Below are 20,113 nucleotides of genomic sequence, written 5' to 3'. Positions count from 1 at the left end.
GAAAGAAGTGTATGAGACAAGAGGAGGAACGATTTTTTCAGATCATATTCGAGGAAAACAGTCATGTGCTGTTCCGTTATATCTGCGGTCAGTTGAACAATGACCGGGAGACGGCGAAGGATGTGCTGAACGATGTATGGGAGGTATTGGTGGTAAAATTTAAAACCGTTGCCGATCTCGAAGGAGAAGAGATGACGAAATGGCTGTTCTGTGTGGCGAAAAATAAGATCAAGAATCAGCGCAGAAAACATTATTATCAGAATGAAGTTTCCTATACACAGTATCAGAAAGAGAACAGAAATGAAGGGGAGGCGGCCGCGACAGCCGAGATTGAGGAACGAATGGTGATGCAGAACTGCATCCAGAACCTGAATCCGATGGATCAGCGCATTTTCTGGGGGAGAGCATATGGATTCAGCTACAAAGAGCTCAGCGGATTCTGCAAGAAAAGCGAGCAGGCGCTGCAGTGCCAGTACAGCCGCGCAATCAAGAAACTGCAGGGAATGATGAGTCAGGAAATCAGTCTGACGAGAGCGTAGAAAATGGAAATGGTATGCAGCGGAAACCTCAACTCTTACAATCTAAAAACAATAGAAATATCTAAAAAATTCTCTGCAGGAGAATATCCTGTGTCTAAAAATAAAGTGTTACCGTTTACATATCAAAAATCCGTTTTCCTCGTTGTCGTGGCGCGGAAATTGTGTTAAAATATTTTTAGAAAATTCACACGATGTGCGAGAAGGCAGAAAGGATGAAAACAACATGAAGGATGAGTACGTAGCCTATGTAGGCACTTATACCCATGGAAGCAGCATTGGTATTCATTTATATGATGTAAATGTAGAAGAAGGCACTCTGACAGAGCGAAAAGTCATACCGGTCAACAACTCTTCCCACATTGCCCGTTCCTTAAACGGCAAATACCTGTATTCGATTGCAGATGAAGGCGTTGCAGTGTTTGCAGTGGAGGATGACGGAGACCTGACCCCGATCAACAAAGTAGACATCGACGGCATGCGCGGCTGCTATCTGTCGGTGGACAAAACCGGAAGATACCTGTTCGTGGCAGGCTATCATGACGGAAAAGTAACCGTTGTACATACCCATAAGGACGGCCGCCTCGGAAGTCTGATGGACGGCGTGTTCCACAAGGGCCTTGGCAGTGTGGCAGAGCGTAACTTCCGCCCGCATGTCAGCTGTGTCGTTCCTACACCGGACAACAAATATGTCTGCGCAGTCGACAACGGCATTGACCAGATCAAAATGTACAAGCTGAACACACAGCGTGACCGCCTGAAACTGGTGGATATCCTGCGCTGTGAGCGTGAATCCGGTCCGAGAGAGATCGTTTTCAGTGAATCCGGAAAATACGCGTATGTCATTTACGAGCTGATGAACAAAGTCGATGTATTCAGCTACCGTGATACGGGAAACGGACCGGAATTTGAAAAATTGCAGTCGATCAGCACCACATCCGCGAACGTGGACCAGGCGCACGACGCTGCATCCGGCATGTGCCTTTCCCCGGATCACCACTACCTGTTTACTTCTACAGCCGGAGACAATACCGTAGCAATGTTCCATATCGACCCGGAGACCGGCTGCCTGGAGAAGAAGTTTGCACTTCCGATCAGCGGCGAATATCCAAAGGATATTGCAATGTTCCCGGACGGAAAACATATCGCAGTGGCAAACCATGAGTCCAACACGATCACAACATTTACTGTTGATTATGAGAAAAACGTGCTGGTTCAGAAAGGCCGCCCGATGAAAGTGGAGACGCCGAACTGTATTCTGATTACGAAAAAAGGCGTTCACTAAAAAAATAACGCAAAAATGCCTGCAGGAAGAACTGTATCCCGCAGGCATTTTTTGTGTTGAAGCCAGAAAGAAGCAGTCCGGCCTTTATTTCTCGTCCAGAGCCCAGACTTTCTTTACATTGTCCAGTTTGGCGCTCATGCCGACGAGCAGTGCGTCCGCCAGGACAAGAGCGGTCATGCATTCCACGACAACAACGGCGCGTGCAACGACGATCGGGTCGTGGCGGCCTTTGATTTCGATGGCAATGTTTTCACCATCTTTGTTGATGGTCTGCTGGGAAGCAGCAACGGACGGGGTCGGTTTGAAACCAGCCCGGACAACGATATCGCTTCCGTCGCTGATACCGCCTAAAATACCGCCGGCGTGGTTGGTCAGCTTGACAATGGAGCCGTCCGCATTTACATGGAAGGCATCGTTATTGGTAAGCCCGGTAGCTGTGCAGACCGAGAAACCGTCTCCGATTTCCACGCCTTTTACGGCGCCGATGGAGACGAGTGCTTTTGCAAGGTTGGCATCGAGCTTTTCAAACACCGGATCGCCGACACCGGCCGGCATATGGTGAACGACACATTCGACCACACCGCCGACGGAATTTTTTTCCGCCATGGCTTTTGTTAAAAGCTCGGAAGCCTTTTCGGCAGCCTCTGCATCCGGCATATTCAGGGCGTTATTCGCGATTTCAGCGGCATCAAAAGACTGGATTTCCACGTCACCGATGGAGCGGGTGTAGGCGGAAACGGTGATGCCAAGCTCAGAGAGCATTTTTAAGGCAATGGCACCTGCAGCCACGCGTGCGATCGTCTCGCGTCCTGAGGAGCGTCCGCCGCCGCGGTAGTCGCGGAAACCGTATTTTGCATCAAACGTATAGTCGGCGTGGCCCGGTCTGTAATAGGAAGCAATGTCGCTGTAATCTTTGGAATGCTGATCCTCATTCCATACCACCATGGAAATCGGGGTACCGGTCGTTTTTCCTTCGAAAGTGCCGGATAAAATCTGAACGGTATCGGATTCTTTCCGTTTTGTGGTAAAGCGGTTCTGTCCCGGCTTCCTGCGGTCGAGGTAAACCTGAATATCCTCCTCGGAAAGCGAAAGGCCGGCCGGCACTCCGTCCACAACAACGCCCACGCCTTTTCCATGAGACTCTCCCCAGGTGGTCAGTCTGAAGATGGTACCAAATGATGATCCTGCCATATATAAAGTCCTCCTGAATTTTTTCGTATATTTATAAAATAACTGGAAAAGATTTCTAATAAATTATACCGGAAAGTAAAACATTCGTAAAGCTCTTTTTCAGAGACGAAATTCACCGTTATACCGTTTGACAAACGAAAAGGCAGCACGTATAATGAGAATGTATTTTCGGGCAGTGAAAGCCGGTGAAATAAAACAAACAAAAAGGAAGAGTGTGCATGAATTTTTTAGACAAAATGGAGCGAAAATATGGGAGATATGCATTAAGCCACCTCACGATGTATATTATCGTAACGTACATTGCGGGATATATCATTGCGCTTGCGGCTCCCATCATGAGACAGTATCTGACGCTGGAACCATACTATATTCTGCATGGCCAGATCTGGCGTCTGGTGAGCTGGATTCTGATTCCGCCGAGCAGCCTTGATATCTTTACGATCATCATGCTGTTTTTCTATTACTCAATCGGAACAAGCCTTGAGAGAGCCTGGGGAGATTTCAAGTATAATGTTTACATCTTTTCCGGCATTCTGATGACCATTATCGGTTCCTTCCTGCTGTATGGAATCTTATATGCAGTCAACGGATATCCGTCGCTGATGGGAACGGCATTCAGCACTTACTACATCAGCCTCTCGATTTTCCTCGGCTTTGCGATCAGCTTCCCGGATATGCAGGTACTGCTGTATTTCATTATTCCGATCAAAATCAAATGGCTGGCATACCTTGACGTAGCGCTTCTCGCCTACAGCATGATTACCAGCATCATGAGCGGAAACTGGGCAGGATGTGTTGTTATTCTTTGTTCCCTTGCAAACGTCCTTGTGTTCTTCCTGATGACAAGAAAAGGAAAACGCGGCTCTTTCCAGCAGAACAGACGCCGGAAGGAATTCAAAAAGGCCGTTTCAAGAGGCGAAGCCGAATACCGCAATCCGAACGGGATCACAAAACACAAATGTGCGATCTGCGGCCGGACCGAAAAAGATGATCCGAATCTGGAGTTCCGTTTCTGTTCCCGATGCAACGGAAACTATGAATACTGCCAGGATCACCTGTTTACGCATGAACATGTAAAATGAAGAAGGAGAGAAAGTATGAGAAGAACGAAAATTGTCTGCACCATGGGACCAAATACCAACTCCCGTGACCTGATGAAAAAACTGATTGAAACCGGAATGGATGTTGCTCGTTTTAATTTTTCTCATGGAGACCACGATGAGCAGAAAATGCGTATGGATATGCTGAAAGAGCTTCGAAAAGAGCTGAAAACTCCTGTGGCAATCCTTCTGGATACCAAAGGACCGGAAATCCGTACCGGCGTTTTGAAAGATGGCAAAAAAGTAAATCTGGTAACCGGACAGACTTTTACCCTGACAACCGTTCAGGAGACCGGAGATGAAAATCACTGTTCGGTCAGCTACACCGGCCTTACCGACGATATCAAAGAGGGAGACACAATTCTGATCGATGATGGTCTGATCGGCCTGCGCGTAGAAAAAGTAAATGCACCGGAAATTGTCTGTACCGTAGTAAACGGCGGCGAGCTCGGAGAGAAGAAGGGTGTGAATGTACCAAACGTTTCGATCAATCTTCCGAACCTGACGGAGAAAGACAAAGGAGATCTTCTCTTTGGTATTGAACAGGATATTGATTTTGTAGCGGCTTCTTTTATCCGAAATGCAGAGGCAATTAACGAAATCCGTGAGTTCCTTGTGGCAAACGGAGGAGAGCGTATTGATATCATTGCCAAGATCGAAAATGCGGAGGGTGTGCAGAACATCGACAGCATCATCGATGCGGCAGATGGTGTGATGGTTGCAAGGGGAGACCTTGGTGTAGAGATTCCGGCGTGCCAGGTACCGCATGTACAGAAAATCATCATTGAAAAATGCAATCATAAATACAAACCGGTTATCACAGCAACCCAGATGCTGGATTCCATGATCCGGAACCCGCGCCCGACCCGTGCAGAGGTAGCCGATGTTGCGAATGCAATTTATGATGGAACGGATGCAATCATGCTCTCCGGCGAAACAGCAGCCGGAAAATATCCGATCGAGGCAGTTACCATGATGGGAGAGATTGCCGAGCAGACAGAGCGCTATCTGAAATTCGAAGATTACCGCGATGGAAAAGCGCTGGAAGGAAAGCTGAATGTTTCCGCAGCAGTCGGAAGTGCAGCCGTTTCTATGGTAGAACACATCAAAGCAGCCTGCATTGTGACCCCGACTATGTCTGGTCAGACCGCAAGACTGATTTCCAACCTTCGTCCGAGCGTACCGATTTACGGCGTTACCCCATATGAATGGGCAAGAAGAAAAATGCAGCTCTACTGGGGCGTTCGTCCGGTGACCGGATACGAGGAAGATTCTACGGAGAACATCATTTCCCATGCTATGTATATGGTGCGCCGTGAGGAGCTCGTAGAACGTGGCGATATGGTTATTTTTACGGCCGGAGACCCTGCTACTAACGAGGTGACGGGTGAAGGATATATGACAAACATGCTTCACATTATTCAGGCAAAATAAGCAGAAGAAGGAGACAAAAGAGAATGACGAAGAAGCCTTTTGTAACAAAAGAAAAACTGGAAGAAATCGCAGCAGCAGTACCAACTCCGTTTCACATTTACGATGAAAAAGGAATTCGTGAGAATGCGAAAGCAGTAAAGGAAGCTTTTTCCTGGAATCCGGGATTTCGTGAGTATTTTGCTGTAAAAGCGAACCCAAACCCGACACTGATCAAAATGCTGGGTGAATATGACTGCGGATGCGACTGCTCTTCTTACACGGAGCTGATGCTTTCCGATGCGATGGGATTTGAGAAAGATAAAATCATGTTTTCATCCAACGTAACACCGGCTGCAGAGTATCAACTGGCTGCAGAGCTTGGTGCGATCATTAACCTTGATGATATTACGCATATTGATTTTCTTGAGAAAACATTGGGCTACATTCCGAAGAAAATCTGCTGCCGTTATAACCCGGGCGGACTGTTTAAAATCAGCACCGACATCATGGATAATCCGGGAGATGCCAAATATGGTATGACAACCGAGCAGATTTTTGAGGCATTCCGCATTCTGAAGGCAAAAGGGGCAGAAGAGTTCGGCATCCATTCCTTCCTTGCAAGTAATACCGTAACCAACGATTACTACCCGGTTCTGGCAAAAACACTGTTTGAGCTGGCTGTAAAGCTGCAGAAAGAGACGGGCGTGAAGATTAAATTCATCAATCTTTCCGGCGGTGTCGGAATCCCGTACAAACCGGGTCAGGAAGGCAATGACATCCGCGTGATTGGTGAGGGTGTACATAAAGTGTACGATGAAGTCCTCGTTCCGGCCGGCATGGGCGATGTTGCAATTTACACGGAGATGGGCCGTTTCATGATGGGACCGTACGGCGGACTCGTTACGCGCGCAATCCATCAGAAACACATTTACAAAGAGTATATTGGCTGTGATGCATGCGCGGTCAACCTGATGCGGCCGGCAATGTACGGCGCTTACCACCACATCACGGTGATGGGGAAAGAAGATCAGCCGTGCGACCACAAATATGACGTAACAGGCTCCCTGTGCGAGAACAACGATAAATTCGCGATCGACCGCATGCTTCCGGAAGTGGAAGTCGGAGACCTCCTCTTCATCCACGACACCGGCGCACATGGATTTTCCATGGGATACAACTACAACGGAAAATTAAAATCTGCAGAGGTTCTGTTAAAAGAGGACGGCAGCTTTGAAGTCATCCGCCGCGCAGAAACCCCGAAAGACTACTTCGCTACACTGGATGGAACACCGGAGTATGAAAAGATGTTTGGAAATAAATAAGAGATAACAACAGTAAAACCCCTTTCAAAAAGAACCATGCGGCAGATGGCCGGTTCTTCGAAAGGGGTTTTCTTTCTTTCAAAAGCTGTTTTTTTGAAGGGAAGACAATAAAAAAAGATCTGCATCAACGTTCGTTTTTGCAGATCTTTTTTAGCTATGCCGCTGGCCGGACTCGAACCGGCACGGTTATTCACCGCTTGATTTTGAGTCAAGTGCGTCTACCAATTCCGCCACAGCGGCAGTGTTCGTAATCAGAACAAGATATATTTTACCATAAAAACAAGAAGGACGCAAGAGAAAAAAATGGAATAATTATCATAAAAACTTTCTAAAAAAGATTGACGAAAGGAAAAAATAGAAGTATAGTGTAGATAGTTTAGTACCATACTAAATTTTACATCATAAGTTCAAATAACGATTTATCGAAAACGCCATCGTTAGATGGTCCACAGTGTGTGGAACGAAAACTGTTGTCTTCATAGACAGCAGTTTTTTTGTTGTCTAAAATTAGAAATGAAACATGGTTATGATTCAGTACTGTGAGAACAGCAAGAACCAGGAAGTAGAATTGTTGAAAATAGGAAAGAAAAGATGTAAAAAATCAAAATATATGGTAAAATTAGATAAAATGTAGAAAATGGAGGAAAGAACAGATGAAAGGGGAATATTATCTCGGACTTGATATGGGAAGCAGTTCGGTTGGATGGGCTGTGACAAATGAGAAGTACGAAATTTTGCGCGCACATGGAAAAACACTTTGGGGTGTACGGCTATTTGACAGTGCACAGACTGCAGAAGAGAGAAGAGGGTTTCGGACAGCAAAACGAAGATTGGATCGTCGTAATTGGAGAATAGAATTGCTGCAGAAAATTTTTGCGGAAGAAGTAGAAAAGATAGATGATGGATTTTTTCGCAGAATGAAAGAGAGTCGTTACTGGCCAGAGGATAAGCGTGACAGGCAGGGAAAGTGTCCGGAACTTCCCTATGCATTGTTTGCGGATGATGATTACACAGACAAAGAATATCATAAACAGTTTCCAACCATCTATCATCTGAGAAAATGGTTAATGGAAACTGACGAAACGCCTGATATTCGCCTGATATATCTTGCTCTGCATCATATGATGAAACACAGAGGCCATTTTCTATTAAACGGAAATATCGAACAGGTAAGAGAATTTCAGACAACATTTGAACAGTTCCTTGAAGCAGTGCGGGCAGAAGAACTTGGCTTTTCTTCCGAGATTGGAGTGGAAAGAAGCAAGGAAATAGAGGCAATTTTAAAAGACCGAACATTGACCAAATCTGCGAAAAAGACAAAAGCAGTAAAAGCAATGCGGGCAGAAACATCCTGTGAAAAAGAGTGGCTGGGATTGATTACCGGTGGAACAGCAAAACTGGGAAATCTGTTTGGGGAAAAACAGATGGATACACTGGAACGGCCAAAACTTTGCTTCGCAGATGCAGGTTATGAAGAATACGCTGGAGAGATCGAAGCAGAGCTGGGAGAAAAATATGTATTAATTGAACACGCAAAAGCAGTGTACGATTGGGCTGTTCTGGCTGATATTTTGCAGAACTATTCTTCTCTTTCAGAGGCAAAAGTGGCACTTTATGAAAAGCATAAAAAAGATCTGAAAGATCTGAAAAAGCTGGTCAGAGAGAATCTTTCAAGGGAAGAATATCAGAGACTGTTTGCAAAAAAGGATGAAAAAGCTAATTATTATGCGTATATCAAGGCACCAAAACAATGTAGTCAGGAAGACTTTTACGGTTATCTGAAAAAGAATATTCTGGGCAAGATATCAGATGTGACGAAAGCATCCTGCATGCAGAAGGAAATGGAAATGGGAACGTTTCTTCCGAAACAGACTGTAAAAGACAACAGTGTCATTCCATATCAGATTCATTTATATGAATTAAATGCAATCCTGAAAAATCTGGAAGATAAAGTTCCGCTACTGAAAGAGAATGGAGAGAAGATTCAAAAGATTTTCACATTCCGCATTCCGTACTACGTAGGACCCTTAAACGGAATTCGAAAAAAAGGGGAGAAGAGTAACTGGGCGGTACGAAAAGAAGGCAAAATATATCCATGGAACTTCGATGAGATGGTAGATTTGGAAGCAAGTGCAGAGCAGTTTATTCGAAGAATGACGAATAAATGTACTTATCTGCCAAGTGAAGATGTTTTACCAAAGTATTCTCTGCTGTACAGCAAATACGAAGTTTTAAATGAATTAAATAATCTGCGTTTGGATGGAGAAAAGATATCTGTAGAGCAGAAACAGAAAATATATGAAGAAGTATTCCAGAAAAGCAGAAAGGTTACACAGAAAAAACTGAAAAACTATTTAGTGAAAGAAGGAATTACCGGAAAAGAAGTTGAAATTACCGGAATTGATGGTGATTTCAAGAGTTCTCTTACGGCATACCATGACTTTAAAGAGAAATTAACAAATCTGTCACTGAACCAGGCGGAAAAAGAATGCATCATCCTGAACGTAACGCTGTTTGGAGATGATAAAGCGATACTGAAACAGAGATTAAAGAAACTGTTTCCGGAGTTGACAGAAAAACAAAGAGACAGCATAAGTAAACTGCCGTATCGTGGTTGGGGAAGACTCTCAAAAGTGTTTTTGGAAGAGATGGAAGCACCGGCACCGGAAACGGGAGAGGCATGGTCTATTATTCGGGCTTTGTGGGAGACGAATGACAATCTGATGCAACTGCTTAGCGAAAAATATTTGTTTGCATCGGCAATCGAAGAAAAGAATGGAAACGAACAGAAAAAACGGGATATTTCGTATGAATTAGTCGAGGAGCTTTACGTATCACCGGCAGTGAAGCGGCAGATTTGGCAGAGCCTTTTGATTGTAAAGGAAATCTGTAAAGTGATGGGAAACCCACCGAAACGTGTTTTTATAGAAATGGCAAGAGAAAAAACCGATCAGGGAAGAACCTCTTCAAGAAAAAAGAAACTGCTGGAACTTTATAAAAAATGTAAAGCGGAAGAAAAAGACTGGATAGATGAGATTGAAAAGCGTTCCGATGCGGAAATGAGAAGAGACAAGCTGTATTTGTATTATACGCAAAAAGGAAAATGCATGTATTCCGGTGAAACAATTGAACTGGAGGAATTGTGGGATAATCAGAAGTATGACATTGATCATATTTTTCCACAGTCCAAAGTGATGGATGATAGCCTGGATAACCGGGTACTTGTAAAGAAAAAGTGTAATCAGATGAAAGAGGATAAATATCCGATCGATGAAACAGTTCGGAAAAAAATGCAGCCATTCTGGAAATCTTTAGTGGATGCCGGATTGATCAGTGAAGAAAAATATAAACGGCTGATAAGAGGAAATGGATTTGAACCGTCTGAATTGGCTGGATTTATTTCCAGGCAGCTGGTGGAAACTCGTCAGAGTACAAAAGCGGCAGCAAGTATTCTGCAGCAGGTGATCCCGGATACACAGATTGTTTATGTAAAAGCGCCAACCGTTTCAAAGTTCCGTAAGGATTTTAAATTTCTGAAGGTACGGGAGATGAATGATTATCATCATGCGAAGGATGCTTATTTGAATATTGTCGTGGGCAACGCATATTTTGTAAAATTTACATCAAATCCGATTCACTTCATTAAGGAAAATCCGGGAAGAAGTTATAACCTGAAGAAGATGTTTGAACAGGAAAGAATTGAACGAAACGGAGAAATTGCCTGGGAAAGCGGGAACGGAACCATTGCGACAGTCCGAAAATTTATGGAAAAGAACAACATTCTTGTGACGCGAAGATCGTATGAGGCAACAGGTGCATTGTTTGACCAGCAGATTGTCAAAAAAGGAAAAGGTCAGGTTCCGATCAAGAGCAGTGATGAACGGCTTTGTGATATACAGAAGTATGGAGGATATAACAAAGAGGCGGGAGCTTGCTTTGTACTGGCAGAATCGGAGGGCAAAAAGGGAAAGAAAATACGAACAATCGAGTATGTGCCGATTCGTCTGAAAAAGGAAATTCAGAAGTCAGAAGAAAATATAATTCGGTATCTGGAAGAGGAAAGACAGTTAAAGAATCCGCGAGTGCTGGTGCCGGAAATCAAAATAGATACTCTGTTGTGTGTGGACGGATTTTATATGTGGGTTTCCGGAAGATCAGGAGATCAGCTATTGATGCAAGGTGCAAATCAGCTGGTACTTTCCCAGGAAGAAACGGAAATACTGAAAAAAATAGTACAGTACGTGGAACGTAAAAAACAGAATAAAGAACTGAAAATTTACGATTCCGACCATTTAGAAGAAAAGAAAGTGGTGATGCTGTATGAAACCTTTTTAAATAAATTAACAAATACGGTATATGCAAAAAAACTTGGAGCACAGGCAAAGACATTAACGGAAAAAAGAGAAAAATTTAAAGAATTATGCATAGAAGAAAAGTGTATCGTTTTGTATGAAATTTTACATTTTTTCCAGTGCCAGAGTGTTACCGCTGATTTGAAATTAATTGGAGGATCTGGAAGAGCAGGAATTTTGTATCTCAACAAAAATATAACCGATTGCAGTCGAATCGAAATGATTCATCAATCGCCAACCGGTATCTACGAGCAGGCAGTAGACCTGAATGCATTATGAGCTGGCGGATTGTGGTTATTTCCAAACGGGCAAAGCTGGACTATCAGCTTGGTTATCTTGTGGTGCGAAATGAGGAAGTAACAAAAATACATTTAAGTGAAATCTCAACCATTCTGATTGAGTCAACGGCAGCAACAGTCACAACAAGTCTGCTGGCAGAGCTGACCAAAAAGAAAATAAAAGTGATTTTTTGCGATGAAAAGAGAAATCCATCGTCGGAACTGGTTGGGTATTACGGAAGTCATGATACCAGCAATAAAATCAGAAAGCAGATTCAGTGGAGCCGGCACAGTAAAGAAGCGATCTGGACAGAGATTGTGACGGAAAAAATACGAAAACAGAAGGAACTGTTAAAAAATCTGGGAAAGGAAGAAGCGGGTCTGTTAGAAGCATATTTACAGGAGATTGGCTGGAACGATGAGACAAACCGGGAAGGGCATGCGGCAAAGGTATATTTTAATGCGTTGTTCGGTATGACATTTACCAGAACTGCGGATTGTCCGGAAAATGCAGCGCTGAATTACGGATATAGCATTTTGTTGTCTGCGTTTGCGAGAGAAATTGTAGCGAGCGGTTATATTACACAGCTCGGACTCTTTCATGATAATATGTTTAATCAGTTTAATCTGGCGTCCGATTTGATGGAACCGTTCCGTGTCCTGATTGACCGGGAAGTAATCCAAATGCAGAGGAAAGAATTTACGCATGAGGAAAAAATACAGTTGGTCAATGTATTAAACAACGAAGTCATGATAGACGGGAAAACACAGTATGTGAATAATGCCATAAAAATTTACTGTAAAAGTGTATTTGATGCCTTAAATGAGAATGACAGTGCATTGATCCGGTTTTACGGCCTATGAGTTATCGTTTTATGAGAGTATTGGTACTGTTTGATCTTCCGGTGCTGACGGGCGATCAGAGAAGAGAATATGCGAGATTTCGAAAGTTTTTATTGAAAAGCGGATTCCTGATGCTCCAGGAATCCGTATACTGTAAGCTTGCGTTAAATACAACTGCAGTGAATGGAATCGTGGATCAGATTCATAAAAATAAGCCGGAAGAAGGCCTGGTACAGCTTTTAACGGTGACTGAGAAGCAGTATGCGAAAATGGATCTGATTGTTGGGAACGTAAAGAGTGAAGTGTTGAATACGGATGAAAGGCTGGTGATTTTATGAAACTGGTACATGTGGACTTGGAAAAACCTATTGCGATTCATCGGAACTGTCCCACGGAATGGATTATAGAATCATCGGAGCTGTTTTTAAAATATGTGGGGCAGCTGCAAAAACAAAATCAGGGAGAGGAGGGAAATTTCGTACTTTCTAAAGCTGACACAGAGCTGAATATGAAAAGAGATGTGGAATTGATATTAACGCCATTTTCTCTTGATTTTGCGGATCACAGAATACAAAAACGGTTATTTACAGAGCTGGTCAAAAGTGCGCAAAATGAAGAAATGTTTCTGGAAACACAGAGAATTATTGCGGAACTGAAGAAATACATCTATCAATTGGAAGCTGCCAGTGGGTACGAATTGGAACAAAATGAGGAAATCGATTTGAGCGCACTCCTAAAATTGATGGGAGTTCAGACAGAAACCGAAAAAGAGATGGGGCTTCTGGAAAAATTGACGCAATATATCAAAGTTATGGCCGAACTTCTCCAAAAAGAACTGGTGATTCTGATAAATATTCGGTCCTATCTGAACGAAACACAAATAAACAAACTCTCCCAAATGGCATGCTACTATGAAATATCCTTGCTTTTCATAGAAAATATACAAAGGGACTTTTCGAATCAGAGAGAATATTATATAATTGACAAAGATGGATGTGATGTCTATTAATATCCATCGGATGTTTGAGTACCTGTTTTGTGCAGATGAAAGCAGTTCATTTTTAAATTTGAGGTTTGAGAATGATGTAAAAATGTATGGTACTCAAACTGATAGATTGCCATACCTAATACCTCCATGGTTTGAGAATGATGTAAAAATGTATGGTACTCAAACAGGTTCTAATATTATTCCACTTGCAGGAAAGTTTGAGAATGATGTAAAAATGTATGGTACTCAAACTGAGGACGATTTCTATTCTGCAGGCATGAAGTTTGAGAATGATGTAAAAATGTATGGTACTCAAACACCCTGTCCAGAAAAGCCTTCATCGACGATGTTTGAGAATGATGTAAAAATGTATGGTACTCAAACATCAGGAACAAACGTGAAAGTCGAAAACCAGTTTGAGAATGATGTAAAAATGTATGGTACTCAAACTACTGTATATGGTGCGAATGATGGTTTTAAGTTTGAGAATGATGTAAAAATGTATGGTACTCAAACCTGAAAACGTCATATGACGGCGTAAAAGACGTTTGAGAATGATGTAAAAATGTATGGTACTCAAACACGATTTGAGCGCGTAAATGACAGCTTCTAGTTTGAGAATGATGTAAAAATGTATGGTACTCAAACCGCTCGCTGCTCACTATCCATCACCGCCTGTTTGAGAATGATGTAAAAATGTATGGTACTCAAACTTTCCACCTCCCCTAAATCTGTAAGTAATGGTTTGAGAATGATGTAAAAATGTATAGTACTCAAACATTTTCAGGGCAAATTCTGCTAAATCGTACGTTTGAGAATGATGTAAAATTTATTTTTGTGAACAACAAGAATAGATAATTCAAAATGAAATATTCAGAAGACAGTATGAAATCGACTTAATTGTCTTTTTCTTGCTGTCTTTTTCCTTGTCTCAAAGCGCCGCACCATGTATAATAAAACCACAAGAATTTCATTTCATAGTTTTTACAGGAGGAACCTGAATCATGATCCTTGCAATAGACATCGGCAACACGAACATCGTCCTTGGGTGTGTGGAAGGGAAAAAAACATACTTTATCGAAAGACTCTCCACGGACAAGGCAAAAACAGAGCTGGAATACGCAGTCAGCCTGAAAAATGTACTGGAACTGTATGAGATTCCGGTGGAGCAGATCGAAGGAGGTATCATCTCTTCCGTTGTTCCGCAGGTGACAGAGCTCTGCCGGAGTGCGGCAGAAAAAGTGATTAAAAAGCCGGTCAAAGTTGTCGGCCCCGGTGTGAAGACCGGACTTAATATCAAACTGGACGACCCCGCAACGGCAGGAAGCGATCTTGTTGTTGTAGCAGTAGCAGCGCTGAATGAATACACATGTCCGCAGATTCTTATCGATATGGGAACTGCCACGACGATGAGTGTACTTGATCAGAAAGGAAGCTTCATCGGAGGCGTGATTCTTCCGGGACTTCGTACTTCGCTGGATGCTCTCGTATCAAATGCCGCGCAGCTTAGCCAGACCAGTCTGACAGCACCGAAAAAAGTCATTGGCAAAAATACGCTGGACTGTATGAAAGGCGGTATGATTTATGGAAACGCTGCCAGCATCGACGGCATGATCGAACGGATGGAAGAAGAACTTGGCTGCAAATGCACGATTGTGGCTACCGGAGGTCTGGCGAAAGCTGTGATTCCGCACTGCAGACATGACATCATCATCGATGAGAATCTGCTCCTGAAAGGTCTTCAGATCATCTACGAGAAAAACAGGTAGGGAAACCGTTTGTTGACAAAGTTTGCGAATTGTTATAACATATGTATAACAAAACGATACGAGAAAGCAGGGTGTAACTATGTATTATGAGACAATACAGATCGATTTCAACAGCGATGAAGCGATCTATATCCAGCTGAGAAATCAGATTATTCTGGGTATTGCCACTTCCAGAATTCAGGAAGGAGATACTCTACCTTCGGTAAGACAGCTCGCAGACAATATCGGTATCAACATGCATACCGTAAATAAGGCCTACAGCGTACTCCGGCAGGAGGGGCTTCTTTCGATTGACCGAAGAAAAGGAGCCGTTATCTCTATCGATGCGGATAAACTGTATGCCATGCAGGAACTGCGCGAAGATCTGCAGGTGATTCTTGCAAAAGCCGTCTGCAAAAATATATCAAAAGAAGAAGTACATCAGCTTGTAGATGAAATTTACAGCAATTACGCAGACGAAACATGAAGGAGACAATAGTATTATGAGAGAAGGATATACCAGTCAGGCAAAAAAAGCACTGGCATATGCGGTTAGGACAGCTGAAAAATGTGGACATAATTACGTAGGAACCGAACACCTTCTGATCGGACTTCTGAACGTGGAGGATGGCACAGCAGGCATGGTGCTTTCTGAGTTTCACGTAGATGCCGGACAGCTTACCGAACTGATTGACCGTCTGATTGCACCAGGCGGAAACACCGTGACCGAATCCCGACCGGGCTATACTCCGCGGGTACGCAGAGTGCTTGAAAATGCAGAAGCGGAGGCAGCGCGTTTTAAGAGCAGAGCTGTGGGAACCGAGCATCTGCTGATCGCAATCTTAAAAGAAAGTGACTGTGTTGCTACCCGTTTGCTTTTTACCATGGGGATCAACATTCAGAAACTATATGGAGCAATCCTTACTGCCATGGGCGAGGCACCGCTGCAGGGCGGTGCAAGCGGAAATGCAAATACCGGCCGCGGACCGCAGACAAGAGGTGGAGCGCAGACCAGCGAAACGCCGGCACTGGACCAGTACAGCCGGGATCTAACTGAGCTTGCGCGCGAAGGAAAACTCGATCCGGTTGTCGGCCGTGGGCAGGAAATTGAGCGTGTCATTCAGATCTTAAGTCGCCGGACAAAAAACAACCCGTGTCTGATCGGAGAGCCGGGTGTCGGAAAAACGGCGATTGCGGAAGGTCTGGCGCAGCGGATTGCCCTTGGCATTGTGCCGGAAACGATCCGCGATAAGCGAGTTGTTGTCCTTGACCTTTCCGGAATGGTAGCCGGAAGCAAATACCGCGGTGAGTTCGAAGAACGTATCAAACGTGTCGTCAAGGAAGTGACGGACAATGAAAATATTCTGCTGTTCATCGATGAACTTCACACCATCATCGGGGCCGGCGGTGCAGAGGGAGCACTCGATGCATCCAATATCTTAAAACCGTCCCTTTCCCGCGGAGAAATTCAGCTCATCGGTGCAACCACGCTCGAAGAATACCGTAAATACATCGAAAAAGATGCCGCATTGGAGCGCCGTTTCCAGCCGGTGAAAGTAGAAGAACCGACAGAAAGCGAAGCACTTGATATCTTAAAAGGCCTGCGCCCATACTACGAACGCCACCACGGCGTGGAAATCACCGATGAAGCACTGGAAGCAGCCGTAAAAATGAGCGTCCGCTACATCAACGACCGTTTCCTGCCGGATAAAGCCATCGATCTGATCGATGAGGCATCCGCAGGCGTACAGCTCGCCGGCTACCAGGTGCCGGACAACATGGCAAAAGAGGAGCAGACACTGTTCGAAGTACAGAAAGAAAAAGAATCCGCGATCAGTACCGGCGATTTTGAGCAGGCAAAAGAACTGCAGGCGCGCCAGCAGGAGCTCGAAAAAGATCTGGAGCAGATCCGAAAACGCTTTGAACGCCGTTGCAAAAACAAAAAACTGCAGGTAACAGAAGAAGAAATCGCAAAAACCGTATCCACCTGGACGAAAATTCCGGTACAGCGTCTCGCGGAAGGAGAATCGAAACGTCTGGCAAGACTGGAGCAGACACTCCATAAACGCGTTGTCGGCCAGGAAGAAGCCGTGACAGCTGTGGCAAAAGCCGTAAAACGAGGCAGAGTCGGATTAAAAGACCCGAACCGTCCGACAGGATCCTTCCTGTTTCTTGGACCGACCGGTGTCGGAAAAACAGAACTTTCCAAAGCACTCGCCGAGGCAGTTTTCGGTACAGAGCAGGCCCTGATCCGCGTTGATATGTCGGAATACATGGAGAAACACAGCGTTTCCAAGCTGATCGGTTCCCCTCCGGGATACGTTGGCTACGAGGAAGGCGGCCAGCTCTCTGAAAAAGTGCGCCGCAACCCGTACAGTGTGATCCTGTTTGACGAGATCGAAAAAGCGCACCCGGATGTCTTCAACATTCTGCTGCAGGTGCTTGATGATGGCCATATCACCGACGCGCAGGGCAGAAAAGTTGATTTCAAACAGACCTGCATTATCATGACATCCAATGCCGGAGCACAGAACATTGTAGCGCCGAAACGCCTTGGATTCCTTTCGACAGAAGATGAGCGGAAAGACTACGAATACATGAAGGGCCAGGTGATGGAAGAAGTCAAACGGATGTTTAAGCCGGAATTCCTGAACCGAATCGACGAGATTATTGTATTCCATCAGCTTACCAAGGCGGATATGAAGAAGATTCTGCAGATTCTGCTCAAAGATCTGGAGCGCCGCTGCAAGGAGCAGATGGACATTGAATTGAAAGTCCGTGACACCGTGAAAGAATATCTCGTGGAAAACAGCTTCGACAGCAAGTACGGTGCCCGCCCGTTAAAACGCGCGATCCAGAGCAAAATTGAGGATCCGCTCGCAGAAGCCATCCTGAACGGAGAAGTGAAAAAAGGCGATACCGTTGCGGCTGGAATGAATAAGAAAGAGATTACATTTAAGGTTCTTGAGAAAAAATAATATAAAATTCCATAAATTATATGGTAAAATCTTTTTGATTATGGTATGATTTTCACAAAGAAACGAAACACCACAAAAGACAAGACCAGGAGGGCATTTACAAATGTCAGTAGTAAAAGAATTAATCCGCACAGAGGCAGACGGAGGCATCAGCTTCGGAGATTATGAGCTTGCGGCAAAGGCAAAAAAATCTGATTTTGAGCACAGAGGAGATCTGTATAAAGTAAAAACCTTTAAGGAAATCACAAAGCTGGAGAGAAACGGACTGTTCGTATACGAATCCGTTCCGGGAACCGCAGTTACCGATCTGAACGTATTCGACGACGGCATGACCTTCAAAGTAGAAGGACCGGAGGATGCACAGATCACCGTTGAAATGGAAGCAGAGACCGAATACAAGGTGCTGCTCGACGGCGTAAACGTTGGCCACATGACCACAAATCTCGGCGGAAAACTTTCCTTCAGCGTAGAGCTGGAAAAAGCAGAGGATGTAGCAGTAGAAATCGTAAAAGCATGATGAAATAAGAAAAGAAGGCTGTCGCAGAACGTGTGCGGCAGCTTTTTTTGACAATTATAAGGGAGACACAACTATGGCAAAAGCAAAAAAAACAGCCTTTTTCTGCCAGAACTGCGGATATGAGTCAGCAAAATGGATGGGCCAGTGTCCGGCGTGCAGAGAATGGAACACGTTTGTGGAGGAACCGATGGCGGCCAAAACACCGGCGGGAAACCAGGGGCTCGGAAGCCACAGCGCAGCGGGCAGAAAGCCGGTGCATCTGACGGAAATTTCAACAGGAAAAGAAGAGCGTATCCCGACGGGAATCGGAGAACTCGACCGGGTGCTCGGCGGAGGAATTGTGCCGGGTTCCCTGACACTGGTCGGCGGCGATCCGGGAATTGGAAAATCCACACTCCTTCTGCAGGTGTGCCGCATGCTGTCCACAGCAGGACATCAGGTTTTATACATTTCCGGCGAGGAGTCCCTGCGCCAGATCAAACTGCGCGCCGTGCGGATCGGAGAATTTAATGAAAATCTGTCCTTGCTCTGTGAGACGAATCTTGACATTATCCGCGCCGTCATGGAAAAAGAGAAGCCGGAGATTGCCGTCATCGACTCGATCCAGACCATGTATAACGAAGAGGTCAGCTCCGCGCCGGGCAGTGTATCCCAGGTCCGGGAATCGACGAATGTGCTGATGCAGATTGCAAAGGGAATGGGAATTTCGATCTTTATCGTCGGTCATGTGACAAAAGACGGTAATGTGGCCGGCCCACGTGTGCTGGAACACATGGTAGATACCGTGCTGTACTTCGAGGGCGACCGTCATGCGTCCTACCGGATTCTGCGCGGCGTCAAAAACCGTTTTGGTTCTACAAATGAGATCGGCGTCTTCGAAATGCAGACAGAGGGACTCGTGGAAGTGAAAAATCCATCGGAATACATGCTGAACGGACGGCCGGAGGGAGCTTCCGGTTCGGTTGTCGCATGCTCCATGGAGGGAACGCGCCCGATCCTGATCGAGATTCAGGCACTGGTCTGCCACAGTAATTTCGGAATCCCGCGCCGCACCGCAGCAGGATGCGATTTCAACCGTGTGAACCTGCTGATGGCAGTGCTGGAAAAACGCGCAAGAGTCAATCTTTCGACAAGCGATGCCTACGTCAACATCGCAGGCGGAATCAAGATGAATGAGCCGGCGATTGATCTTGGCATCGCACTTGCCGTCGTATCGAGCTACAAAGATCAGGTGATCGATGAGAAAACGGTCGTATTTGGCGAGGTCGGCTTAAGCGGTGAGGTCCGCGCCGTCAGCATGGCGGAACAGCGTGTACTGGAAGCAAAAAAACTGGGCTTCGAGCGGGTGATTTTACCTGCTGTCTGCATGAAGTCCGTGGAGAAAATCGGTGGAATCGCACTGATTCCGGTGGAAAATATTCAGGATGCGATTCTGCGCGTGGGGAAAAATTAGAAGGAAGTTGTGGAAAAAGGACCGGCGTGTGATGCGTACGGTCTTTTTTAAAAAATTCAGATAAAATATAAAATATGCAGAATTAACTATATTTTTCTAAAAATAAGAA

Annotated in this window: 15 protein-coding genes, 1 tRNA gene and 1 CRISPR repeat array; of the genes, 14 read left to right on the top strand and 2 right to left on the bottom strand. The window is 44.9% G+C overall.

The genetic code is table 11. From position 1 onward, the window contains the following. Positions 1–11: 11 nt before the first annotated feature. Entirely contained in the window at positions 12–539 is a 528-nt protein-coding gene (locus tag DWX00_RS13265; RefSeq protein WP_158578862.1) for an RNA polymerase sigma factor, read from the top strand. A gap of 223 nt (positions 540–762) precedes the next feature. Beyond that, the gene (locus tag DWX00_RS13260; RefSeq protein ID WP_022463215.1) at positions 763–1,821 is read left to right on the top strand and encodes a lactonase family protein; all 1,059 of its coding nucleotides are present in this window, start codon (positions 763–765) and stop codon (positions 1,819–1,821) included. Positions 1,822–1,905: 84 nt separating this feature from the next. Here DWX00_RS13260 and aroC read toward each other — a convergent pair whose 3' ends face one another. Next, on the bottom strand, positions 1,906–3,012 hold the full coding sequence (gene aroC, locus DWX00_RS13255) for a chorismate synthase (RefSeq protein WP_118595512.1): 1,107 nt from the start codon (positions 3,010–3,012) through the stop codon (positions 1,906–1,908). A gap of 218 nt (positions 3,013–3,230) precedes the next feature. Between aroC and DWX00_RS13250 the strand changes: the two genes are divergently transcribed. The 3 genes from DWX00_RS13250 to DWX00_RS13240 are packed head-to-tail and all read left to right on the top strand — an operon-like array spanning position 3,231 to position 6,847. After that, complete coding sequence (locus tag DWX00_RS13250) at positions 3,231–4,094, top strand: hypothetical protein (RefSeq protein WP_055228519.1); 864 nt, start codon at positions 3,231–3,233, stop codon at positions 4,092–4,094. Positions 4,095–4,109: 15 nt separating this feature from the next. Then, positions 4,110–5,546: a pyruvate kinase gene (gene pyk, locus DWX00_RS13245; RefSeq protein WP_118595511.1), complete on the top strand. Its 1,437-nt coding sequence runs from the start codon at positions 4,110–4,112 to the stop codon at positions 5,544–5,546. Between the two features lie 23 nt (positions 5,547–5,569). After that, positions 5,570–6,847, top strand: coding sequence for a diaminopimelate decarboxylase (locus DWX00_RS13240; RefSeq protein WP_117510246.1), 1,278 nt, complete (start codon positions 5,570–5,572; stop codon positions 6,845–6,847). A gap of 157 nt (positions 6,848–7,004) precedes the next feature. On the opposite strand, the gene DWX00_RS13235 is transcribed toward DWX00_RS13240, so the two are convergent. Further along, a tRNA-Leu gene (locus DWX00_RS13235) sits at positions 7,005–7,087 on the bottom strand. 413 nt (positions 7,088–7,500) lie between these two features. Here DWX00_RS13235 and cas9 point away from each other — a divergent pair. The 9 genes from cas9 (at position 7,501) to radA (ending at position 20,004) form a co-directional block, all read left to right on the top strand. After that, the gene (gene cas9 / locus DWX00_RS13230) at positions 7,501–11,478 is read left to right on the top strand and encodes a type II CRISPR RNA-guided endonuclease Cas9 (RefSeq protein WP_118595510.1); all 3,978 of its coding nucleotides are present in this window, start codon (positions 7,501–7,503) and stop codon (positions 11,476–11,478) included. Further along, complete coding sequence (gene cas1, locus DWX00_RS13225) at positions 11,475–12,341, top strand: type II CRISPR-associated endonuclease Cas1 (protein WP_117510244.1); 867 nt, start codon at positions 11,475–11,477, stop codon at positions 12,339–12,341. Before cas9 ends, cas1 begins: the two co-directional genes overlap by 4 nt. Before the next feature lie 11 nt (positions 12,342–12,352). Then, on the top strand, positions 12,353–12,658 hold the full coding sequence (cas2, locus tag DWX00_RS13220; protein ID WP_117510243.1) for a CRISPR-associated endonuclease Cas2: 306 nt from the start codon (positions 12,353–12,355) through the stop codon (positions 12,656–12,658). Next, positions 12,655–13,329 carry a type II-A CRISPR-associated protein Csn2 gene (gene csn2, locus DWX00_RS13215; RefSeq protein ID WP_118595509.1) on the top strand — a complete coding sequence of 225 codons (675 nt, stop codon included), beginning with the start codon at positions 12,655–12,657 and terminating at the stop codon, positions 13,327–13,329. The genes cas2 and csn2 overlap by 4 nt, the downstream gene beginning before the upstream one ends. Positions 13,330–13,392: 63 nt before the next feature. After that, positions 13,393–14,087: a CRISPR direct-repeat array (repeat unit 36 nt; unit sequence GTTTGAGAATGATGTAAAAATGTATGGTACTCAAAC). A 225-nt stretch (positions 14,088–14,312) separates the two neighbouring features. After that, positions 14,313–15,077 carry a type III pantothenate kinase gene (locus tag DWX00_RS13210; protein ID WP_118595508.1) on the top strand — a complete coding sequence of 255 codons (765 nt, stop codon included), beginning with the start codon at positions 14,313–14,315 and terminating at the stop codon, positions 15,075–15,077. A gap of 79 nt (positions 15,078–15,156) precedes the next feature. Next, positions 15,157–15,543, top strand: coding sequence for a GntR family transcriptional regulator (locus DWX00_RS13205; protein WP_117510240.1), 387 nt, complete (start codon positions 15,157–15,159; stop codon positions 15,541–15,543). A gap of 16 nt (positions 15,544–15,559) precedes the next feature. Beyond that, complete coding sequence (locus DWX00_RS13200; protein ID WP_117762143.1) at positions 15,560–18,034, top strand: ATP-dependent Clp protease ATP-binding subunit; 2,475 nt, start codon at positions 15,560–15,562, stop codon at positions 18,032–18,034. A 103-nt stretch (positions 18,035–18,137) separates the two neighbouring features. Then, positions 18,138–18,551 (top strand): hypothetical protein, encoded by a 414-nt coding sequence (locus DWX00_RS13195; RefSeq protein ID WP_055221437.1) that lies wholly within the window; start codon positions 18,138–18,140, stop codon positions 18,549–18,551. A 73-nt stretch (positions 18,552–18,624) separates the two neighbouring features. Next, on the top strand, positions 18,625–20,004 hold the full coding sequence (gene radA, locus DWX00_RS13190) for a DNA repair protein RadA (protein WP_055221439.1): 1,380 nt from the start codon (positions 18,625–18,627) through the stop codon (positions 20,002–20,004). Positions 20,005–20,113 lie beyond the last annotated feature (109 nt).

Source organism: Blautia sp. AF17-9LB, from assembly GCF_003479185.1.
Classification (GTDB): Bacteria; Bacillota; Clostridia; order Lachnospirales; family Lachnospiraceae; genus Fusicatenibacter; species Fusicatenibacter saccharivorans.
Note: the sequence above shows the minus strand (reverse complement) of the source record. Positions and strands in the feature narration are given on the sequence as shown.